The organism is Pseudomonas sp. Ost2, from assembly GCF_018326065.1.
Classification (GTDB): domain Bacteria; phylum Pseudomonadota; class Gammaproteobacteria; order Pseudomonadales; family Pseudomonadaceae; genus Aquipseudomonas; species Aquipseudomonas gingeri.
Genome location: NZ_AP021904.1, coordinates 4,793,266 through 4,811,099, shown reverse-complemented (window position 1 = coordinate 4,811,099; position 17,834 = coordinate 4,793,266). Strand labels below are relative to the sequence as shown.

The following is a 17,834-nucleotide window of genomic DNA, read 5'->3' as shown; positions in this document are numbered from 1 at the left end:
TGAGTGCTTTGTCGGGAAACTGTCAAAGAGTGTTAAGTGGCTGGCAAGGCCTCGACTGTCCAGTCAGTCCTGCCCGGGCAGGTGTCATGTCTGTTGATCTAAGCCATACCCTTACGTCCGGTTGCGTATAGGCTGATGGATTATTGGACGTGGTTCTCAATAAAACCGCGGGCATACACGTCTTTTATGAAAGTTATGGCATCATGCCACTAATCTTTTCCCTGATATTCCATACGATGAGCACCGGCCTGTGTCAGTGATTCCCCTACTTGTCTGTGACGACTCCAGCATGGCGCGCAAGCAGGTGCTGCGCGCGCTGCCGGCGGACTGGTCGGTGTCGATCACCGAGGCCAGTGACGGCCGCCAGGGACTGGAGGCGATACGCCAGGGGTTGGGGCAGGTGGTGCTGCTTGACCTGACCATGCCGGAAATGGACGGTTACCAGGTCCTGGCTGCCATGCGCGCCGAAGGACTGGCCGCCCAGGTCATCGTGATTTCCGGGGATGTCCAGGAAGAAGCGGTACGTCGGGTCCGGGCCCTGGGCGCCCTGGCTTTCCTGAAGAAACCCTTCGACGAAAGCGAGCTGCGCCATACCCTGGGCGAGTTGGGCCTGTTGGGCGCGCCGGGCCAGGCCCTGGCCGCACCGCGCCAGGCACCGAGCGTGGAAATCAGTTTTCGCGACGCCTTTCGCGAAACGGTCAACGTCGCCATCGGCCGTGCCGCCGCGCTGATTGCCAAGGTCCTCGGGGTATTCGTGCAACTGCCGGTGCCCAATGTGAATATCCTCGAAGTCGGCGAGTTGCACATGGCGTTGATGGATGCCGGCAGTTGCCAGCAGCTCACCGCCATCTGCCAGGGTTTTATCGGCAGTGGCATTGCTGGTGAAGCGCTGCTGATGTTCCATGACTCGGAAATCGCCGACATGGCCGAGCTGATGAAGCGCCAGGGGCCCGAGTACTCGGACCTGGAGATGCTGCTGGACCTGTCGAGCGTGCTGATCGGCGCCTGCCTGAGCAGCATCGCCGAGCAGATCGACGTGGTGTTTTCCCAGGGCCACCCGCAGATCCTCGGGCAGCACGCGGCCATCGACGAGCTGATCCGGGTCAACGGGCAGCGCTGGAAAAAGACCCTGGCGGTGGAGATCAGCTACAGCCTGGAAGGGCACGATATCCACTTTGACCTGCTGTTGCTGTTCACGGAAGATTCGATCGAGCGGTTGACCCATAAACTCGCCTACCTGATGAACTGAGCCATGAACGATCACATCGATCTGAACGAGTTCCACTGGTTGCTGGCGATCGTCCAGAGCATCGATGTCGGTGTGGTGGTACTCGATCGCGACTACTGCGTGCAGGTCTGGAACACCTTCATGGAGAACCGCTCCGGGGTGCAGCCCAAGGACGCGAACAACCAATCCTTCTTCGATCTGTTTCCCGATGTCGACCGCGAATGGTTCAGCCGCAAGGTGGAAAGTGTCGCGACCCTGGGCACCCCGGCGTTCACCATCTGGGAGCAGCGGCCTTACCTGGTGCGGTTCAAGAGCTACCAGCCGATCACCGGCCTGGAAGATTTCATGTACCAGAACACCACGTTGCTGCCGTTGCGCTCCACCGACAGCGAGATCCGCCATATCTGCCTGGTGATCTACGACGTGACCGACGTGGCGACCAACCGCCACCAGCTCCAGGCCGCCAATGCGCAACTGCAGACCCTGTCGAGCACCGACCGCCTGACCGGCCTGTACAACCGTGGGCACTGGGAAGAAAGCCTGAAGGTCGCCCATGCCCGGCACCAGCGGCATGGCAATCCCACCAGCCTGGTGATGTTCGATATCGACCACTTCAAGCGGGTCAACGACACCTACGGGCACCAGGCCGGTGACAAGGTGATCGAGCAGGTGGCCCAGCTGGTCTGCGAGCATGTCCGTGACAGCGACGTGGCCGGGCGTTATGGCGGCGAAGAGTTTGGCGTGGTGCTGTCGGACACCGACAAGGCCGGTGGCCGGTTCTTTGCCGAACGCCTGCGCAAGGCGGTCGAAGCGCTGGAAGTGCTGCACGAAGGGCAGGTTATCCGCTTCACCATCAGCCTGGGCGTGGCCGACCTGAGTCGCCCGTCGGTCACCCACGCTGACCTGATCGCCTGGGCGGACCAGGCGCTGTACACGTCGAAGAAGTCCGGGCGCAATTGCGTGACGGTGTACGAATAGTCAGGTGCCAGGCGCGCGCCCGGATCGTCAGACCCGGAAGCGCTTGACCAGCAGCCCCAATTCCCGCGACAACTGATCCAGCTCGACGCACATCTGATTGTTGCGGGTGGTGAGGGCATGGGTGTCGTTGATGTGCTGGCTGATCTGCGACAGGCTCTGGTTGACCTCCGCACCGATACTCGACTGTTCTTCCGCGGCGGTTGCAATCTGGTTGTTCATGCCATTGATCTCGGATACCGCGTTGCTCACCTGAGCCAGGATCTGGCCGGTGCCGTTGACCTTGGTCACCGCCACTTCGCTGCCATCGAGACTGCTCTGCATGGTGCTGACCGCTGCCCGGGCGCCCTGTTGCAGTTGGCTGATCTTGCCCTGGATTTCCTGGGTGCTTTGCTGGGTGCGCTGGGCCAGCGAGCGGACCTCATCGGCCACCACGGCAAAACCGCGGCCCTGTTCGCCCGCGCGGGCGGCCTCGATGGCGGCGTTGAGGGCCAGCAGATTGGTCTGCTCGGCAATGCCACGGATCACATCGAGGATGGAACCGATGGACTCCACGTCGCTGCCCAGGGTCCGGATATCCTGGGCTGCTTTTTCGATATCCCGGGCCAGGCCGCCGATGGCATTGACGGTGTCGTTCACGTTGGTCTGCATGGCCTGGGCCTGCTCATCGGTATCGCGGGTCGCCTGGGCCGCGCTTTGTGCCGACTCCGCCACGTTATGGGTGGCCAGGGCCATCTGCTCCATGGCGTGGGTGACCTGCTCGGCATCGCGGGTCTGGCGTGTCAACGCGTCGGAGGCATGCTGGGCGCTCTGCTTGAGCTGCTCGTTGCGCTCCTGCAATTGCTGGGCGCAGCGGGTCAGGTCGAGCACCATATGGCGGATCTTGCCCGCGAACTGGTTGAAGGCGCTGGCGAGATCGGCGGTTTCCTGGTTGCCATCCACGGGCAACTGGCGGGTCAGGTCGCCGTCTTCGCTGGCCAGGTCCTGCAGGCTACGCGTCAGCAGTCCGAGTGGCCTGACAATGGAACGGGCCACATAGGCGGCGACCATGCTCAGCACGATCAGCAACACCAGCATGATGCCCCATTGTTTCCAGCGCAGCGCCTCCATGGTCTGCTGCTGGTGTTGCGTCTGTTCGGCGATCAGGGCGTCAAGGCCGTCGACATAAAAGCCGGCGCCGACGGTCCAGTTCCATTTCTCCAGGTAGATGCTGTAGGACAGCTTGGGGTAGGCGGTGCTGTCATTGCCGGGCTTGGGATAGTAATAGGTCACGAAATCGCCGCCTCGTTTGGCGGCGCCGATCAGTTCGCGGATCAGGTAGGTGCCGTGGCTGTCCTTCAGGTCCCAGAAGTTTTTCCCCTCGTCCTTGCCGGCCAGGAAAATCCGGTCGCCCTTGTCGCTGTAGCCGAAGAAATAACCGTCCTGTCCGTAGTGCAGTTCGCGCAGGCGCCGCTTGGCTTCCTCCTGGGTGGCCGGAGCCATGGCGTCGGCCCCGTCATAGAGTGGCTTGATGGTGCTGTAGGCCAGATCGAGGTAGTGCACCAACTCGTCCTTGCGGGTCTTGAGCAGGGTCTGGCGCGTCTCCTCGATGCTTCGTTCGCCCATGGTCTGCTGCTCGGAAAAAGCCAGCAACTGAATGATCAAGGCCAGCAAAAGGGCAGGAATGACGGCCAGCAGCAGAACCTTGTTGCGTATTTTCCACTTCATGGGAAGTCCCGGGTCGGAGAGGAATCTTATTGTGTTTTTCCTGTATCGACCCGCAGGCGCGATTGTTCAGGTCTGCCCGTCGTTTTTTTCAGCGATTCCGGTACTGGCCGCAGGCTTGGCCCGGTTACGAGCGGTCCGCCAGCAGCTCATCGATCACCCCCATGAAGGCCTCCACCAGCAGGCTGCGACCTTGCGCCCGTGTCAGCACCAGCAGCGGGGCGCAGGCTCCAGGGTCGGCCAGCGGGCGATAGGTCACGCCTTTTTTCGCCAGGGCCTGGGCACAGGCGGGTACCAGCGCGACGCCCTGGCCGGCGGCCACCAGGGCGATGATCGAGGTGATCTGGCGTCCGGCCGGGCCCGGTCGCAAGGGCACGTCATGGCGTTGGTAGAGCTGCTCGATGGTGCCGTTGAGGCCCGAGCCGTAATCGGCCGGAAACAGGATCAGCGGGTAGGCGCCGAGCTGTTCCAGGCTGACTTCGGCCTGGCCGGCCAGCGGGTTGTCGCTGGGCAGGGCGGCCACCAGCGGTTCGTCGCCGAGGGACAGCGATTGCAGCCCGCCCTGGCCGTCTGGCGGTTGCTTGCGGCTCATGCCGATATCCAGGCGGCCATCGGCGATCTGCGACCACTGGCCGCCGGAAGAGCCTTCGAGCAAGGTCAATTGCACGTCCGGAAAGCGCTGGGCAAACACCTGGATGGCTTGGCTGAAGATATCCGACAGGGCAATCGAGCTGGCGTAGCCGAGGGCCAGTTGGCCGGCCAGGCCCGTGGCCAGCTTGCCGGCAATCACCTCGGCGAGGTCGATCTGCTCCAACGCGGCGCGGGCGTAGGGCAGGAAGTGCCGGCCCTGGGGCGTGAGCGTCACCGTGCGGCTGGTGCGGTCGAACAGACGAAACCCCAGTTCGCTCTCCAGCGCGGAGATCTGCCGGGTCAGCGGCGGCTGGGCGAGATGCAGGCGCAGCGCCGCGCGACCGAAATGCAGCTCTTCGGCGACGGTCAGGAAGTAACGCAATCTACGTAGATCGAGCATCCGGGTCCTTGGGTATTGATCGGTCCGAATTCGGTATTGGTCTTCGGTGAGCTGCCTATCTTATAAAGTCCTCACGGTATAAAACGAGAGCTCCGATGAATTCGCGCCAATTGTCCGCCCGCGTTGCGCTGTTTCTTTGCGGTTGCGCGGCCTTTCTCCACTTGTACGCGACCCAGAGCATCCTCCAGGTGTTTGCCGCGGATTTCCACGTCAGCGCCCGCCAGGCCGGCTGGAGCATCACCGTGACCACGCTGGCGGTGGCGATCACCGCGCCCTTTGTCAGCCGCCTGGCGGGTCGCTTCGAGCAACGCCCGGTGATTGTCGTCGCGGCCTTGCTGCTGTGTGTGCCGGCCTGGTTCGCGGCCCGTGCCCACAGCCTCGGCGAGTTGCTGGCGTGGCGGTTTATCGAGGGGATGTTGATTCCCCTGGTGTTCGCCACCAGCGTGGCCTATATCGGCGAGCGCTGGCGTGGCGGCATGGTCACCGAAGTCACCAGCCTGTATGTCGCCGGCACCGTGCTCGGCGGTTTTGCCGGGCGTTTTGTCATCGGGGTGATGAGCGAATATGTGGGCTGGCGCGAAGGCTTCGAGTTGCTGGCGGGGATCAGCCTGTTGGTTGCCCTGGCCATTCATTGTCTGCTGCCGGCCAATCCGCGGTCGCTGGCGCCGGTGGTGCGCAACCGTCTGCTGGCCCTGCGCGAGCTGCGCAGCAAGCCTTTGCTGGCGGCCTATGGCGTCGGTTTCTGTGTGCTGTTTTCGCAGGTGGCGACCTTCACCTACGCCGGCTTGTACCTCGGCCAGCCGCCCTTCGAGCTGGGTAGCGCGGCGCTGGGGACGATCTACATGGTGTTCCTGCTGGCGCTGGTGGTGATCCCCGTCGCCGGGCGCCTGAGCAAGTCCCGCCCGCAATCGGAATTGCTGGTGGGCGCGGCGGTGCTCGGGGTCAGCGGTTCGGCGCTGACGCTGTTGCCTTCGTTGTGGCTGATCGTGCCGGGCCTGGCCCTGAGTTCCACCGGGGTGTTTCTCGCCCAGGCGGCCGCCAACGCCTTTATCACGTCCACTGCCCGCCATGACAAGGCCGGCGCGGTCGGCCTGTACCTGACCGGTTACTACCTGGGCGGCAGCTGCGGCGCCATCGTGCCGGCGCTGGTCTGGAGCCCATGGGGCTGGCCGGGCTGCGTGGCGCTGATCGTCGGCTTTCAACTGCTGTCGTTGCTGATCGCCCTGGTCGGCTGGAAACCACCCCGGAACGCGGCTTCGGTCGTCGGGCTCGGCTGAGTCCGGCTTGTTCTTCAACCCTACTGACTGACGTCGCCGATAATGAACACCACGAACGATAAGGTTTTCCAGGCTCAATCCCGACCTGCTGACACCCCCTCGCGCCGTCGCTCGCTGTGGGCGGCCTGTACTGCCCATGCGGTACATGACGGCCTGACCGATGTGATCTATGTGCTGCTGCCGATCTGGCAGTTGCAGTTCGGCATGAGCTACGCCCAGGTCGGGCTGTTGCGTGGCGCCTACTCGGGGATGATGGCCGGGTTCCAGTTGCTGGCGAGCCGCGCCGCCCGGCGCTGGGGCCGTGAACGCCTGCTGGTGGGCGGGACGGCGTTGGCGGGTGTGGCCTACCTGCTGGCGGGGCAGGCCGGCGGACTGGCGGTCCTGCTGTTGGCCTTGATGCTGGGCGGACTGGGCGCCAGTACCCAGCATCCGCTGGCGTCCTCGATGGTCAGCGATACCCATGAGGCGGGTGGGGGTGTCAAGCAAGCCTTGTCGCAATACAACTTCGCCGGCGATATCGGCAAGATGCTGATCCCGGCGCTGATCGGCCTGCTGCTGACAGTCGTTAGCTGGCGAGCCAGCACCACGCTGATCGGGCTGCTCGGCCTGGCCGCTGCCGGCTTGCTGTGGTGGTTGATTCCCGCGCGGGTCGAGCCGGCGACGCAGGAGAAACAGGCCCGGCGGGCCACCGGCAGCGGTTCCGTCAGCGGCCTGCGCGCATTGCTGGCGACCGGTCTGCTGGACAGCGCGGCAAGGATGGGCTTTCTCACTTTCCTGCCCTTCCTGCTGACCAGCAAGGGCGCCGGGACGGCAGGCATCGGCGTGGCGCTGGCGCTGCTGTTCGTCGGCGGTGCCTTCGGCAAGTTGTTGTGCGGTTACCTGGGGGCGCGTATCGGCATGGTGAAGACGGTCTGGCTGACCGAGTCGGCCACGGCGCTGCTGATCATCCTGGCGGTATACCTGCCACTGGCCGGCCTGATGCTGATGCTGCCGTTGTTGGGGCTGGCCCTGAACGGCACTTCCTCGGTGCTCTATGGCGTGGTGCCGGAGGTGTCGGGGCCGGGCCGGCGCGAGCAGGCGTTCGCCCTGTTCTACACCGGCACCATCGGAGCTGGGGCGCTGGCGCCGGTGCTGTTTGGCCGGCTGGGGGACGCCAGCGGAATTGCCGTGGCGGTGATCACCCTGGCGACGATCCTGTTGCTGACCTTGCCGTTGTCCTGGGCGGTGCAGCGAGGACTGGACCGGGCTGCCCTCGCAGATAACGACCCGGAGGCAGGCCCACATGCCGGCTGAAGGCGGTGCTGAAGGTACTGGCCGAGCTGTAGCCGACCCGTTCGGCGATTTGCGCCATGCCGATATCACCGCGGCCCAGCAGGTTTTTCGCCACCGCCATGCGCCAGGCCACCAGGTACTCCATCGGTGGCATGCCGACGGTGCGGGTGAAACGCTCAAAGAACGCGGAACGTGACAAGGCGGCCACCTTCGCCAGTTGCACCATGGTCCAGGCGCGTGCGGGGTCTCCATGCATCTGTCGCATCGCCAGGGCGATATGGCTGTCCGCGAGGCCGCGCAGCAGCCCGGGAGGCGAGTCGTCGCCCGAGGTCGAGCGCAGGGCTTCGATCAGCAGCATCTCCACCAGATGCGTCAGGACCAGGTCGCGGCCTGCGCGCCATTGACTCGCCTCTTCGGCGACGAGTCCGGTCAGCAGCGACAGGCGTTCGACACCACGCACATGGATCTGCGCGGGCAGCAGCGAGACCAGCAGGTCGGCATCGGGCGAATCGAACAGGAAGTAGCCACCGAGCAGGCGCACATCGGCGGCGCCGTCCTGCCGGCCGTGGCGAACCTCGCCCGTGGGGGTTGCTGCCGCGTTGGGGTCCAGGCATTCGGGGGTGACCGGTTCGAAACCCGACAGGGTAAAGCCGGGTGTCGCCGGCAGGAGCACGAAGTCGCCTGGCTGGAGGGTGAGGACCGGTTGTTGGTCGACCGCGAGCAGGCAACTGCCTTCGAGGACGACACAAAACCCTGGCTGGCCGAAGGCGCAATAGCGCACGCCCCAGACCCCGGCCCCGCTGATGCCTTTGGAGAAGACGGCGCGGGGGCGGAGCAGGGTGATGATCTCGGAGAGTGGATCGTTCATTTTTGGACGATTGCAAAACAAATAAGGACTTTCGATTGTAGAGCGTCCGCTCTCTCGTCGCTATCGTTGCCACTCTTGAAACTACCCCGGATCTCTTTTCATGAAAACCGTGCTTATCACCGGCTGCTCCTCCGGCTACGGCCTTGAAACCGCGCGCTATTTCCACGCCCAGGGCTGGAACGTGATCGCGACCATGCGCACGCCGCGCGAGGACCTGCTGCCCGTTTCGGAGCGCCTGCGGGTCCTGGCGCTCGACGTCACGCAGCCCGAGAGCATTGCCGCCGTGCTTGAGGAGAGTGGGCCCCTCGATGTCCTGGTCAACAATGCCGGCATCGGCCTGTTCGGTGCTTTCGAGGTGACGCCGATGGCGACGACGCGGGAAGTGTTCGAGACCAACACCTTTGGCGTGATGGCGATGACCCAGGCGGTGCTGCCGCACATGCGTGGCCGCCGTTGCGGAGTTATCGTCAATGTGACCTCCAGCGCGACGCTGGCGCCGATGCCGCTGGTGGCCGTGTATACCGCCAGCAAGATGGCGATCGAAGGGTTCACCGCGTCGCTGGCCCATGAACTGGAGGCATTCGATGTCGCGGTGAAGCTGGTCGAGCCAGGCTATGCGCCGACTACCCGTTTCACCAGCAATGGCAGCGCGCGCATGGACGGGCTGATCCCCCGGCTTACGCGCCGTTCGCCCAGGCCGTCTTTGCCTCCCTCGCCCAGTCGTCGGCGCGGACCACCGAGCTGGACGTGGCCGAAGGGGTATGGCGCGCCGCGACGGATACCACCGGCCAGCTGCGTTTTGCGGCGGGAGCGGATGCCGTGGCCCTGGCGGGCGAGGCTTAGGCCCGCCGCGCCATCAGCAGCACCGAAGCCGCCCCGGACAACAGCACCGCGCAACCGCGATTGAACAGGCGCTTGCCCTTGGGCTCGGCGAACCAGCGGCGCATATGCACGCCCATATAGGCGTAGGCGCTGATGGCGATCCATTCCAGCGCCAGGAACAAGGCGCCCAGTACCGCGAATTGCGACGAGACACTCTGGGTCGGGTCGACGAACTGCGGCAGGAAGGCGGTGAAGATCAGGATGGCTTTCGGATTTCCCGCCGCGACCAGAAATTCCTGGCGGGCGAGGGCGGGCAGGCTGGCCGGTGCGCCAGCCGCCTTGGCTTCGGCCTCGGGGTTGGCGCGCCAGAGCTGGATGGCGAGGTAGATCAGATAGGCCGCGCCGAGGATCTTGATACCGTAGAACAGCAACTCGGAAGTCTGCAGCACCACCGCCAGGCCCGCCGAGGCCAGGGCGATCATTCCCCCGAAGGCCAGCAAGCGCCCGAGGCCGGCCAGGCATGAAGTGCGAAAGCCATAACGGGTCGAGTTGCTGACCGACAACAGGTTGTTCGGGCCGGGGGCCATGTTCAGGGCGAAACACGCCGGGATAAACAGGATCAGGGTCGACAGGTCCATGGCAGGCTCCAGATCGAAAGTCGGAAAAACCGACAATAACGTCAAGTCCTGGCCGGATACCAGTGCGTCGCAGGCTTTCCCCATCTGTACCTGAAACTTGCTGCTCAGGTGTACGGTTCAGTGCCGATATTCCAGGGCGGCTGCACGTTTGGTTGCAGTGCAAGGTCACAGGGTCATCGGTGGGGCGGGTGCTCAACGGTTTATCTCTGACCTCCTCCGTTCGATCGTTCGATCGTTCCCACGCTCTGCGTGGTAATGCAGCCCGTGACGCTCTGCGTCACATAGCAGAGACATGAGGGGTATGTTCGCCTGTCTGTATCATCCGGTCATGGCTTGGGATCGCTGTAGAACGCGCAGATCGCATAACCATTGGTGGTGTCGTAAAGCTCGGTCAGGAAGGTATTCAGGAACTCGCGGAAATTGTCCTTGCCGATGGCACAGGCGCCTTCATTCGGGTCGTACAGAGCCATGGCGCCAGTAGGGAAACGCCATACGCCGATGGCATGTGCCGCCCCCGACGGAAAATAGATCACAAAAATACTCATGCTCTCGCGCTTGTTCAGCGGATCGAATTGCAATTTCAGGTCGGCACCGTATTTTTTTGATGTGTACTCGTGCTTTGTTGTCGAGCGATACCAGAAATGCTGGCCGACAGTCACTTTCGCCTGTGTTTCGACGGTTGCCAGACCTGCCCAGCCGGCTTCCATCTTGTTCTGCAGGTTCAAGGCCTTGGCCTTGTTGATGATGCCTTTCGCAGGATCGGTCTTGGCCGTGTTCTGGGCAAACCACATCATCACCAGCGCCGCGCACACGCCTTCATAGTTCATCATGGGACCACCGAGAAACGTGGCAATGGTGTCCTGGGAAGACGTGAACAACAGCGCTCCTGCGCTGCTTTCGACCATTTGCGTAAAGCTCTTGGGCATGGCGCGCGCTCCTGATGGCGGTCAAGTCAGTCCCAAGGTGTAGCAGCTACTCCTGCCTGGCGCCATTTCCTGCTGGGTGGTATCCGACAATTGCTTGTGTGTTCCTTGAGTTGTAGCGACGCGGACTGGGGCAGTTTGATCAGTTGTGAAGGGGGCATTGGGCCTGCTTTCGGGGGGCGGTGATAGGCTTGACGACTCAACTGCTGGATGGCTGTTATCGGCCGATTCTGTTGAAAAAGTCGGATTTTCAAACGGCCTGAACTCAGGCACGACCACCACTGGAGAACCTACTCACCACATTGAGTGGTTTTTCGGTCCTTCGATGACCTTTGCCGCTCTGTTATTGGGTTAATTTGAGGTTTTTTGCTTGGTGCAGGCGCACCTATCCCGTGACTGGTGGCCCTTGAGATGAAAATTTGGCAAGCCGTCGCAGGTTCTGCACCGCAGCGGCCAGCGTGAATTCATCCGTCGCGCCACTCATGCCACGTAGCCGCAGCCGATCCAATTTCAGGATGCGCTTGAGGTGGGCAAACAACATTTCGACCTTTTTACGTTTGTGGCGAGACCGCTGATATGCCGGCGTTGCTGCAATGCGCCGAGCCACATCGCGAGCGGCTTCATGGACGCTGCGAGCGATCTTGCGGAACGCTGTGTTTGGGCAGCACTTGGCTTTCATCGGACACGTAGCGCAGTCGGTCTGCCGGGATCGGAAGATGATGGTGTTGGCTTTGGTGACATGTGAACGCTCATTCTTGAAGGCTCGCCATTCGCTGCGCAATGGGTTTCCGGCCGGGCAGCGGTATTCCTCAGCCTCTTCATTCCAGTGGAAATCGTTGCTCGAAAAACTGTCGTTCTTGCGCTCGGTTTTGTCCCACACCGGCACATGCGGTTCGATGTCTTTTTCCTCCACCATCCAGGCCAGCATCGGCGCGGTACCGTAAGCGGTGTCGCCAATGAGACGCTCCGGCTTGATGTCGAATTGCGCTTCGACCCGATCGATCATGGTCTTGGTGCTCTCGACTTCTGCGGTTCGATGAGCGGGTGTGGGTTCCACATCCATGATCACGCCGTGGTCGGTATCGATCAGATAATTCGTGGAGTAAGCGTAGAAAGCTGGGCCGCCTGGCGCAGCGGTCCAGCGGGCTTGAGGATCCGTCAGCGACAGGCGCTTCGGTAGCGTTTCGGCCAAAGCCTCTTCATCGAGGCCTTCAAGGTACTCACGCACGGCGCGGGTGCTCAGGGCCGGATCGCTCCAGTTGACCGGTTCATCACCCGGTACGCCGCGCTGCCGACTCGCATCCGCTTTGATGATGCTGGCGTCCACGGCAAAGCCTTCGCCCTTGACCAGGCCGGCGTCCATGCAGCGACGCAGCACTTCATTGAACAACCAGCGAAACAGATCACTCTCTCGAAAACGGCCGTGTCGATTTTTCGAAAAGGTTGAGTGGTTGGGGACTTCATCTTCAAGGCTCAACCGGCAGAACCAGCGATATGCCAAGTTCAAATGGGCCTCTTCGCACAACCGCCGTTCGGAGCGGATGCCGTAGCAGTAGCCGACGATCAGCATGCGGATCATCAGTTCAGGATCAATCGACGGACGTCCAATTGGGCTATAGAAATCGGAGAGGTAGTGGCGCAGGTCGCTCAGATCGAGACACCGATCAATGCTGCGCAGAAGATGATTTTTTGGGATGTGGTCTTCAAGGTTGAACGAGTAAAACAGTCGCTCCTGCCCACTCGATAACTGTCCCATCATGCTGTGTGATCCCCTCCGGCCAATGCTGAGATTTTGCCGGAGGCCAGCCAGGGGAGCTACTTTTTCAACAGAATCGGCCGAAAGCTGCCGCCCGGTCAATGCGTGTCACTGATCGAGCGGCAAGCCGGGCCGGAAGCCGGCCTCGCCTATTTCAACGGAACGTAAATATCCGTTTGCCATTGATCCTGCGGCGTTTCGGGAAAGACGCTCAGGTAATGGAAGAACAACGGATGATCCCGAAGCTCTTCTTTACTGGAGGGAAGCCAGTCGCGGTAAAGCGGGTAGATGGTTTCTCCGATGTAGTCAGGTGAGCCCGTATGGCGAATCACGGCACAGCGCCCTGCGGGGATGACCCGTTCATGAACACCGAATTCGTTGGGCAGTACGGCCTCCTTTATCTCGCCGCAAATCGCGAACCGAAAGTCCTCCGCGGACGTGGTATCGGGATTGTCGTAGGGGATGCCAAAGGAGCGGCTCAGGGCCACCGGCGACTGGCCGCTCCGCATGCGCCATTGACGGAAAAGATTGACGCTTTCACTGACGAGGCCGGGAGCCCCGCGATGTTCAAGCGCTGCCACGCGGGTTTCGGCGAACTCCACGATACGTATCTGCATGGTGATACTCCTGGAAAAGTGAGGGACAACGAATACCGCACTCCAGAGCTGCCAGTTCGGTGCCTTTGCGAACGCACTCGGCGCCATGCCGAAGGCTCGCTTGAACGCCCTTGAAAAGGCCTCGGGGCTTTCGAAGCCAGCACTGAGCGCTGTCTCCAGAACGGACTGATCAGGTGAGCCGACCAATTGGTGCGCGGCGCGCCGAAGCCTCATCAGCTGCACATACTGTGCAACCGGAACGCCGACATACGCCGTGAACTGTCGATGAAAATGGAACGCCGAGAAGTTGGCGATCCGGCTCAATGCATTCACCGACAGATCGCCTTCGAGGTACGTATCGATGTAGGCGAGCACAGCGTCGAATCGTTTTGCATAGGCATGGCTGCTGCTTAAGTCAGTCACCGAACGAAAACTCCTGAAGATGCGGTGAGCAATAGCATCCGCCTTTGCGCCCTCGATGTTCCTAGCCGGGTTTGCTCTGATTGGGTTTGGCCTCGCAGTGGAGAGCTGCCGCTTCGCTCACTGCGCAGGGGCCAATCTGTTGCGTCGACCGGTTGAATCCACAACCCCAAGCAGACACTCACGGACGCTGTATCTAGAGCGACAGGTCTGAACGGGGAGTGCTATTAACGAACCGCGCTGATGCCTTCCAGCGTCGAGAAAGAAGTATCTTTCGCCGTCAGTAAAAAGTCTTGCATGTATGGCGTTGCCAGCATGTCTGAACGCACTGCAGCGAACAGAGTCGGAAACAACCCCTTGTCGCCCAGGCGCCGCGCTGTGACATAACCACGAGACGTGTATTCGTATAGCGCCCAGTTCGGCAAGCAGCAAACGCCCCTACCTGATGCCACTAATTGCATCATCATCACGGTCATCTCTGACGTTCGAACGTTGAGTGGCTCGACATCGGCTGGATCGAGGAAGCGTGTGAAGATATCCAGGCGGTCCCGTTCGATGGGGTAGGTGATCAGCGTGAAGGGTTTCAAGTCGATTGGCAGAATGACGTTTTTTCCAACCAGTGGATGGTGATTATCCACTGCCAGTAATGCTTCATAGGCAAACAGCGGCACGTAGGTAATGCCGTTCAGGTTGATTGGATCGGATGTTACGACCAGATCCAGATCCCCACGAGCCAGTGCAGGTAGTGGTGCGAAAGAAAACCCTGATGCCAGATCCATCTCTACCTCGGGCCATGAGGTCCTGAAGGCGTCGATGGCTGGCATTAACCACTGAAAGCAGCTGTGGCACTCAATAGCCATGTGCAAACGTCCAGCGGAGCCCCCCGCTAGCCGGCTGAAATCGCGTTCGGCTTCCCTCAGCAATGGCAGGACTTCGTCAGCCAGTCTCAGCAATCTCAGGCCCGCGCTGGTAAAGCGCATCGGCTTTGATTTGCGCGTGAACAATGTCATTCCCATCCGCTCTTCCAACTCCTTCATCTGATGGGAAATGGCTGACTGAGTAAGATTCAGGCGCTCAGCCGTTTCAACCAGGCTGCTGGTGTCACGCATGGCTTGAACGGTTTTAAGATGACGAATATCGATCATGATTATGAATAAAATTTGAGTTGAGTGGTATTAGGATTAGTTTTCCTCACCATAGATCAATTAACGACAATGGGTCCAGCGAAAGGCATGGAGCCTGAACCTGAGCGTGGCGTGCGTTGCACGCTGTGCTTTGAGCGTACGGTCCTGTACGCCTTCGAACATGGCTTCAGCGTCATCAGCAGTTCGCTGGCGATTTCTCGTTGGAAAGACACGAAACAGATCACCGATAGCGGTATCCGCAGCACACGGAAATACCCCGACGTCACTGATTGGGATTACAACTGGCGCAAGAGTGGTGGCGTCGCTCGTGATCGAAGCGGTCAAGCAGACCCGTCATCATGAGCGCGACTAATGTTTTTTTGAAATCAATTCGTTTTTGTTCATGCAGCCTCCCTGCTTAAAATGCGTGCAGCTCTTCACCGTGGTCGATCTACAGGCTGCCGAGTGAAGGAACAGAAAGTTGATCAAAGCTGAAAGAAGCAAGACGCCAGTTCAGCTTTGTCGAAATACAGGTGCGGGTCACGATGAAAAACGAATTCACATTTGCTATCAAGAGCATCTGTTTCGATGAGAACTATTGTCCGTCGGACAAGACGCGGATTACCACCAACTTTGCCAATCTGGCGCGAGGAGAGAGTCGTCAGGAGAATTTGCGTAACACCCTGAAGATGATCGACAACCGCTTCAACACTCTGGCGCATTGGGACAATCCTGAAGGTGATCGTTACACGGTCGAGCTGGAAATCATTTCCGCTGAAATGAATATCGATGCGCATCTCAGGGGTAATGCCATCCCGTTGATCGAGGTGTTGAAAACCACCATCGTTGACAGGAAAACCAACGAGCGCATCGAGGGCATTGTCGGAAACAACTTCTCCTCCTATGTGCGGGATTACGATTTCAGTGTCGTGTTGCTGGAGCACAACAAGAATCAGACCGGGTTCAGTACGCCAGACGATTTTGGCGATCTGCACGGCAAGCTGTTCAAATGCTTCGTCAACTCGGACGCCTACAGAGAGCACTTCAAAAAGCCGCCTGTCATCTGCCTGAGCGTTTCGAGCAGCAGAACTTACCAGCGCACCGAGAACCAGCATCCTGTACTGGGTGTTGAATATCAGCAGGATGAATATTCCCTGACGGATGAATACTTCAAAAAGATGGGCTTGAAGGTCCGCTATTTCATGCCGCCGAACAGTGCAGCGCCGTTGGCTTTCTATTTCTCCGGCGATTTGCTCGATGATTACAGCAATCTTGAGCTGATCGGTACGATCAGCACGATGGACACTTTCCAGAAGATCTATCGCCCCGAGATTTACAACGCGAATTCCGCGGCCGGGAAAGTCTATCAGCCCAGCTTGAAACACCAGGACTACTCGTTGACTCGAATCGTGTACGACCGAGATGAGCGCAGTCGTCTGGCTGTTGAACAGGGGAAGTTTGCTGGAGAACACTTCATCAAGCCTTATCAGACCATTCTTGAGCAATGGTCTGCCAGTTACGCTCTTTGAGTCATTGAAAATACAAGGTTTTAATCGGCTATGAAAAAACTGTTACCGACTTCAACTGCTGGCAGCTTGCCTAAACCTTCCTGGCTCGCACAGCCTGAAACCCTCTGGTCGCCCTGGAAATTGCAGGATGAAGGGTTGATCGAGGGCAAACAGGATGCATTGCGCCTGGCGCTGCAAGAGCAGCAGCACGCTGGCATCGATATCGTCAGTGACGGCGAACAGACGCGTCAGCACTTTGTGACCACATTTATCGAGCACCTCGAAGGGGTCGATTTCGAAAAGCGTGAAACCGTCAGGATTCGTGATCGCTACGATGCCAGCGTACCCACGGTGGTGGGGGCTGTTGCCCGCAAGAAGCCAGTTTTTGTAGAAGACGCGAAGTTCCTGCGTCAACAAACCGGGCAACCGATCAAATGGGCTCTGCCAGGCCCCATGACCATGATCGACACGCTCTTTGATGCCCACTACAAGAGTCGTGAAAAGCTGGCTTGGGAGTTCGCCAGGATCCTCAACCAGGAGGCCAGGGAACTCGAAGCTGCTGGCGTCGACATCATTCAATTCGATGAGCCTGCATTCAATGTGTTCTTCGATGAGGTGAACGAGTGGGGCGTTGCCACCCTGGAACGGGCCATCGAAGGACTCAAATGCGAAACGGCGGTGCATATCTGTTACGGCTACGGTATCAAGGCCAACACCGACTGGAAAAAGACCTTGGGTTCGGAATGGCGCCAGTATGAAGAGGCGTTCCCCAAGTTGCAGAAATCAAGCATCGATATCGTCTCGCTGGAGTGCCATAACTCCCACGTTCCAATGGATCTGATCGAACTCATTCGCGGCAAGAAAGTGATGGTCGGTGCCATCGACGTGGCAAACCATACCATTGAGACGCCTGAGGAAGTGGCCAATACCCTGCGCAAGGCACTTCAGTTCATCGATGCCGACAAGCTCTATCCATGCACCAACTGCGGCATGGCGCCATTGCCTCGCCAGGTAGCAAGGGGCAAGTTGAATGCGTTGAGCGCCGGTGCAGAGATCATCCGCAAAGAGCTGTCGAACTAGGATTTAGCATGTCACTCCCTGCCACTGAGACAGTTACTGCCATTGAGCCCGTGAGCTTTCGTGAGGCGCTCGGCCACTACGCTTCCGGTATTACGGTGATTACCTCGCACACCGGTGACGAGCCGATTGGCTTTACATGCCAGTCGTTCTATAGCGTGTCGATGAACCCGCCGCTGGTGTCGTTCAGCGTCATGCGCAGTTCGGCCAGCTATCCGAAAATTCGCGAGACGGGTCGATTCGCAGTCAATATTCTATCCGGTGAACAGGTCAGGATTTCCAACCAGTTCGCTCGCCGGGGCACGGATAAATGGCAGGGAATCGAATGGCAGCAATCACCGCTGGGCAATCCGGTTATTGCCGACAGTCTGCATTGGCTGGATTGTGAAATTCACGCTGAATATGTTGCGGGTGATCATGTGATCGTGATTGGTGAAGTGAAAGCGTTAAACCTGCATAAAGCCGACGCGGCGCAGCCGTTGCTGTATTTCAAAGGGCAGTACCGCAATTTGGCGGCACACGGCGCCATTTGAGCGAAGAGTCTCTGGCAGTGTGTAACGGAGTGGCCAGAGGTCACTCCGTTGCTTTGTATTGACGCGACCACCCGGCTAATCAC

16 protein-coding genes and 1 pseudogene are annotated in these 17,834 nt (G+C 60.0%); 9 read left to right on the top strand and 8 right to left on the bottom strand.

Features of this window, described 5'->3' with window-relative positions:
- The first annotated feature begins 250 nt into the window (after positions 1-250).
- Together KI243_RS21000 and KI243_RS20995 are read left to right on the top strand one after the other, a co-directional pair.
- Positions 251-1,249 (top strand): response regulator, encoded by a 999-nt coding sequence (locus tag KI243_RS21000; protein WP_212809869.1) that lies wholly within the window; start codon positions 251-253, stop codon positions 1,247-1,249.
- Positions 1,250-1,252: 3 nt separating this feature from the next.
- Positions 1,253-2,206: a diguanylate cyclase gene (locus KI243_RS20995; protein ID WP_212809868.1), complete on the top strand. Its 954-nt coding sequence runs from the start codon at positions 1,253-1,255 to the stop codon at positions 2,204-2,206.
- Positions 2,207-2,233: 27 nt separating this feature from the next.
- Here KI243_RS20995 and KI243_RS20990 read toward each other — a convergent pair whose 3' ends face one another.
- Both KI243_RS20990 and KI243_RS20985 read right to left on the bottom strand, forming a co-directional pair.
- Positions 2,234-3,910 (bottom strand): methyl-accepting chemotaxis protein, encoded by a 1,677-nt coding sequence (locus tag KI243_RS20990; protein ID WP_244861757.1) that lies wholly within the window; start codon positions 3,908-3,910, stop codon positions 2,234-2,236.
- A gap of 124 nt (positions 3,911-4,034) precedes the next feature.
- The gene (locus KI243_RS20985; RefSeq protein ID WP_177086852.1) at positions 4,035-4,937 is read right to left on the bottom strand and encodes a LysR family transcriptional regulator; all 903 of its coding nucleotides are present in this window, start codon (positions 4,935-4,937) and stop codon (positions 4,035-4,037) included.
- Positions 4,938-5,032: 95 nt separating this feature from the next.
- On the opposite strand from KI243_RS20985, the gene KI243_RS20980 reads away from it, so the two are divergent.
- Positions 5,033-6,214: an MFS transporter gene (locus tag KI243_RS20980; RefSeq protein WP_212809867.1), complete on the top strand. Its 1,182-nt coding sequence runs from the start codon at positions 5,033-5,035 to the stop codon at positions 6,212-6,214.
- A gap of 42 nt (positions 6,215-6,256) precedes the next feature.
- Positions 6,257-7,507: an MFS transporter gene (locus KI243_RS20975; protein ID WP_212809866.1), complete on the top strand. Its 1,251-nt coding sequence runs from the start codon at positions 6,257-6,259 to the stop codon at positions 7,505-7,507.
- On the opposite strand, the gene KI243_RS20970 is transcribed toward KI243_RS20975, so the two are convergent.
- Positions 7,392-8,354, bottom strand: coding sequence for an AraC family transcriptional regulator (locus KI243_RS20970; RefSeq protein WP_212809865.1), 963 nt, complete (start codon positions 8,352-8,354; stop codon positions 7,392-7,394). The genes KI243_RS20975 and KI243_RS20970 overlap by 116 nt on opposite strands.
- 100 nt (positions 8,355-8,454) lie before the next feature.
- Here KI243_RS20970 and KI243_RS20965 point away from each other — a divergent pair, with 100 nt between their 5' ends.
- Complete coding sequence (locus KI243_RS20965) at positions 8,455-9,261, top strand: SDR family oxidoreductase (protein WP_244861756.1); 807 nt, start codon at positions 8,455-8,457, stop codon at positions 9,259-9,261.
- Here the strand turns inward: KI243_RS20965 and KI243_RS20960 are convergent.
- From KI243_RS20960 to KI243_RS20940, 5 genes are all read right to left on the bottom strand, one after another.
- Positions 9,194-9,814, bottom strand: coding sequence for a LysE family translocator (locus tag KI243_RS20960; protein ID WP_017124693.1), 621 nt, complete (start codon positions 9,812-9,814; stop codon positions 9,194-9,196). The genes KI243_RS20965 and KI243_RS20960 overlap by 68 nt on opposite strands.
- 326 nt (positions 9,815-10,140) lie before the next feature.
- On the bottom strand, positions 10,141-10,740 hold the full coding sequence (locus KI243_RS20955) for a hypothetical protein (protein WP_177072961.1): 600 nt from the start codon (positions 10,738-10,740) through the stop codon (positions 10,141-10,143).
- A 382-nt stretch (positions 10,741-11,122) separates the two neighbouring features.
- On the bottom strand, positions 11,123-12,496 hold the full coding sequence (locus tag KI243_RS20950; RefSeq protein WP_212809462.1) for an IS1182 family transposase: 1,374 nt from the start codon (positions 12,494-12,496) through the stop codon (positions 11,123-11,125).
- Between the two features lie 146 nt (positions 12,497-12,642).
- Positions 12,643-13,512: an AraC family transcriptional regulator gene (locus KI243_RS20945; protein WP_177119096.1), complete on the bottom strand. Its 870-nt coding sequence runs from the start codon at positions 13,510-13,512 to the stop codon at positions 12,643-12,645.
- Positions 13,513-13,736: 224 nt separating this feature from the next.
- Positions 13,737-14,654, bottom strand: a complete 918-nt coding sequence (locus KI243_RS20940; protein WP_212809864.1) for a LysR family transcriptional regulator — start codon at positions 14,652-14,654, stop codon at positions 13,737-13,739.
- A gap of 78 nt (positions 14,655-14,732) precedes the next feature.
- On the opposite strand from KI243_RS20940, the pseudogene KI243_RS20935 reads away from it, so the two are divergent.
- The 4 genes and pseudogenes from KI243_RS20935 to KI243_RS20920 all read left to right on the top strand — a co-directional run.
- A pseudogene (locus tag KI243_RS20935) lies at positions 14,733-15,003 on the top strand (epoxyqueuosine reductase QueH); the annotation flags it as partial.
- A 175-nt stretch (positions 15,004-15,178) separates the two neighbouring features.
- A complete protein-coding gene (locus tag KI243_RS20930; RefSeq protein ID WP_212809862.1) occupies positions 15,179-16,162 on the top strand; it encodes a DUF1852 domain-containing protein in 984 nt (327 codons plus the stop codon).
- A 30-nt stretch (positions 16,163-16,192) separates the two neighbouring features.
- Positions 16,193-17,221 carry a methionine synthase gene (locus tag KI243_RS20925; RefSeq protein WP_212809861.1) on the top strand — a complete coding sequence of 343 codons (1,029 nt, stop codon included), beginning with the start codon at positions 16,193-16,195 and terminating at the stop codon, positions 17,219-17,221.
- Between the two features lie 8 nt (positions 17,222-17,229).
- Positions 17,230-17,751: a flavin reductase family protein gene (locus KI243_RS20920; RefSeq protein ID WP_212809860.1), complete on the top strand. Its 522-nt coding sequence runs from the start codon at positions 17,230-17,232 to the stop codon at positions 17,749-17,751.
- Positions 17,752-17,834: the final 83 nt, after the last annotated feature.

Excerpts from the sequence above, each read along its gene's own strand:
- KI243_RS20925 (WP_212809861.1), top strand. The coding sequence starts at position 16,193 with ATGAAAAAACTGTTACCGACTTCAACTGCTGGCAGCTTGCCTAAACCT.
- KI243_RS20955 (WP_177072961.1), bottom strand. The coding sequence starts at position 10,740 with ATGCCCAAGAGCTTTACGCAAATGGTCGAAAGCAGCGCAGGAGCGCTG.
- KI243_RS20995 (WP_212809868.1), top strand. The coding sequence starts at position 1,253 with ATGAACGATCACATCGATCTGAACGAGTTCCACTGGTTGCTGGCGATC.
- KI243_RS20920 (WP_212809860.1), top strand. The coding sequence starts at position 17,230 with ATGTCACTCCCTGCCACTGAGACAGTTACTGCCATTGAGCCCGTGAGC.
- KI243_RS20950 (WP_212809462.1), bottom strand. The coding sequence starts at position 12,496 with ATGATGGGACAGTTATCGAGTGGGCAGGAGCGACTGTTTTACTCGTTC.
- KI243_RS20980 (WP_212809867.1), top strand. The coding sequence starts at position 5,033 with ATGAATTCGCGCCAATTGTCCGCCCGCGTTGCGCTGTTTCTTTGCGGT.
- KI243_RS20975 (WP_212809866.1), top strand. The coding sequence starts at position 6,257 with ATGAACACCACGAACGATAAGGTTTTCCAGGCTCAATCCCGACCTGCT.
- KI243_RS20970 (WP_212809865.1), bottom strand. The coding sequence starts at position 8,354 with ATGAACGATCCACTCTCCGAGATCATCACCCTGCTCCGCCCCCGCGCC.
- KI243_RS20985 (WP_177086852.1), bottom strand. The coding sequence starts at position 4,937 with ATGCTCGATCTACGTAGATTGCGTTACTTCCTGACCGTCGCCGAAGAG.
- KI243_RS20960 (WP_017124693.1), bottom strand. The coding sequence starts at position 9,814 with ATGGACCTGTCGACCCTGATCCTGTTTATCCCGGCGTGTTTCGCCCTG.
- KI243_RS20990 (WP_244861757.1), bottom strand. The coding sequence starts at position 3,910 with ATGAAGTGGAAAATACGCAACAAGGTTCTGCTGCTGGCCGTCATTCCT.
- KI243_RS20940 (WP_212809864.1), bottom strand. The coding sequence starts at position 14,654 with ATGATCGATATTCGTCATCTTAAAACCGTTCAAGCCATGCGTGACACC.
- KI243_RS20930 (WP_212809862.1), top strand. The coding sequence starts at position 15,179 with ATGAAAAACGAATTCACATTTGCTATCAAGAGCATCTGTTTCGATGAG.
- KI243_RS20965 (WP_244861756.1), top strand. The coding sequence starts at position 8,455 with ATGAAAACCGTGCTTATCACCGGCTGCTCCTCCGGCTACGGCCTTGAA.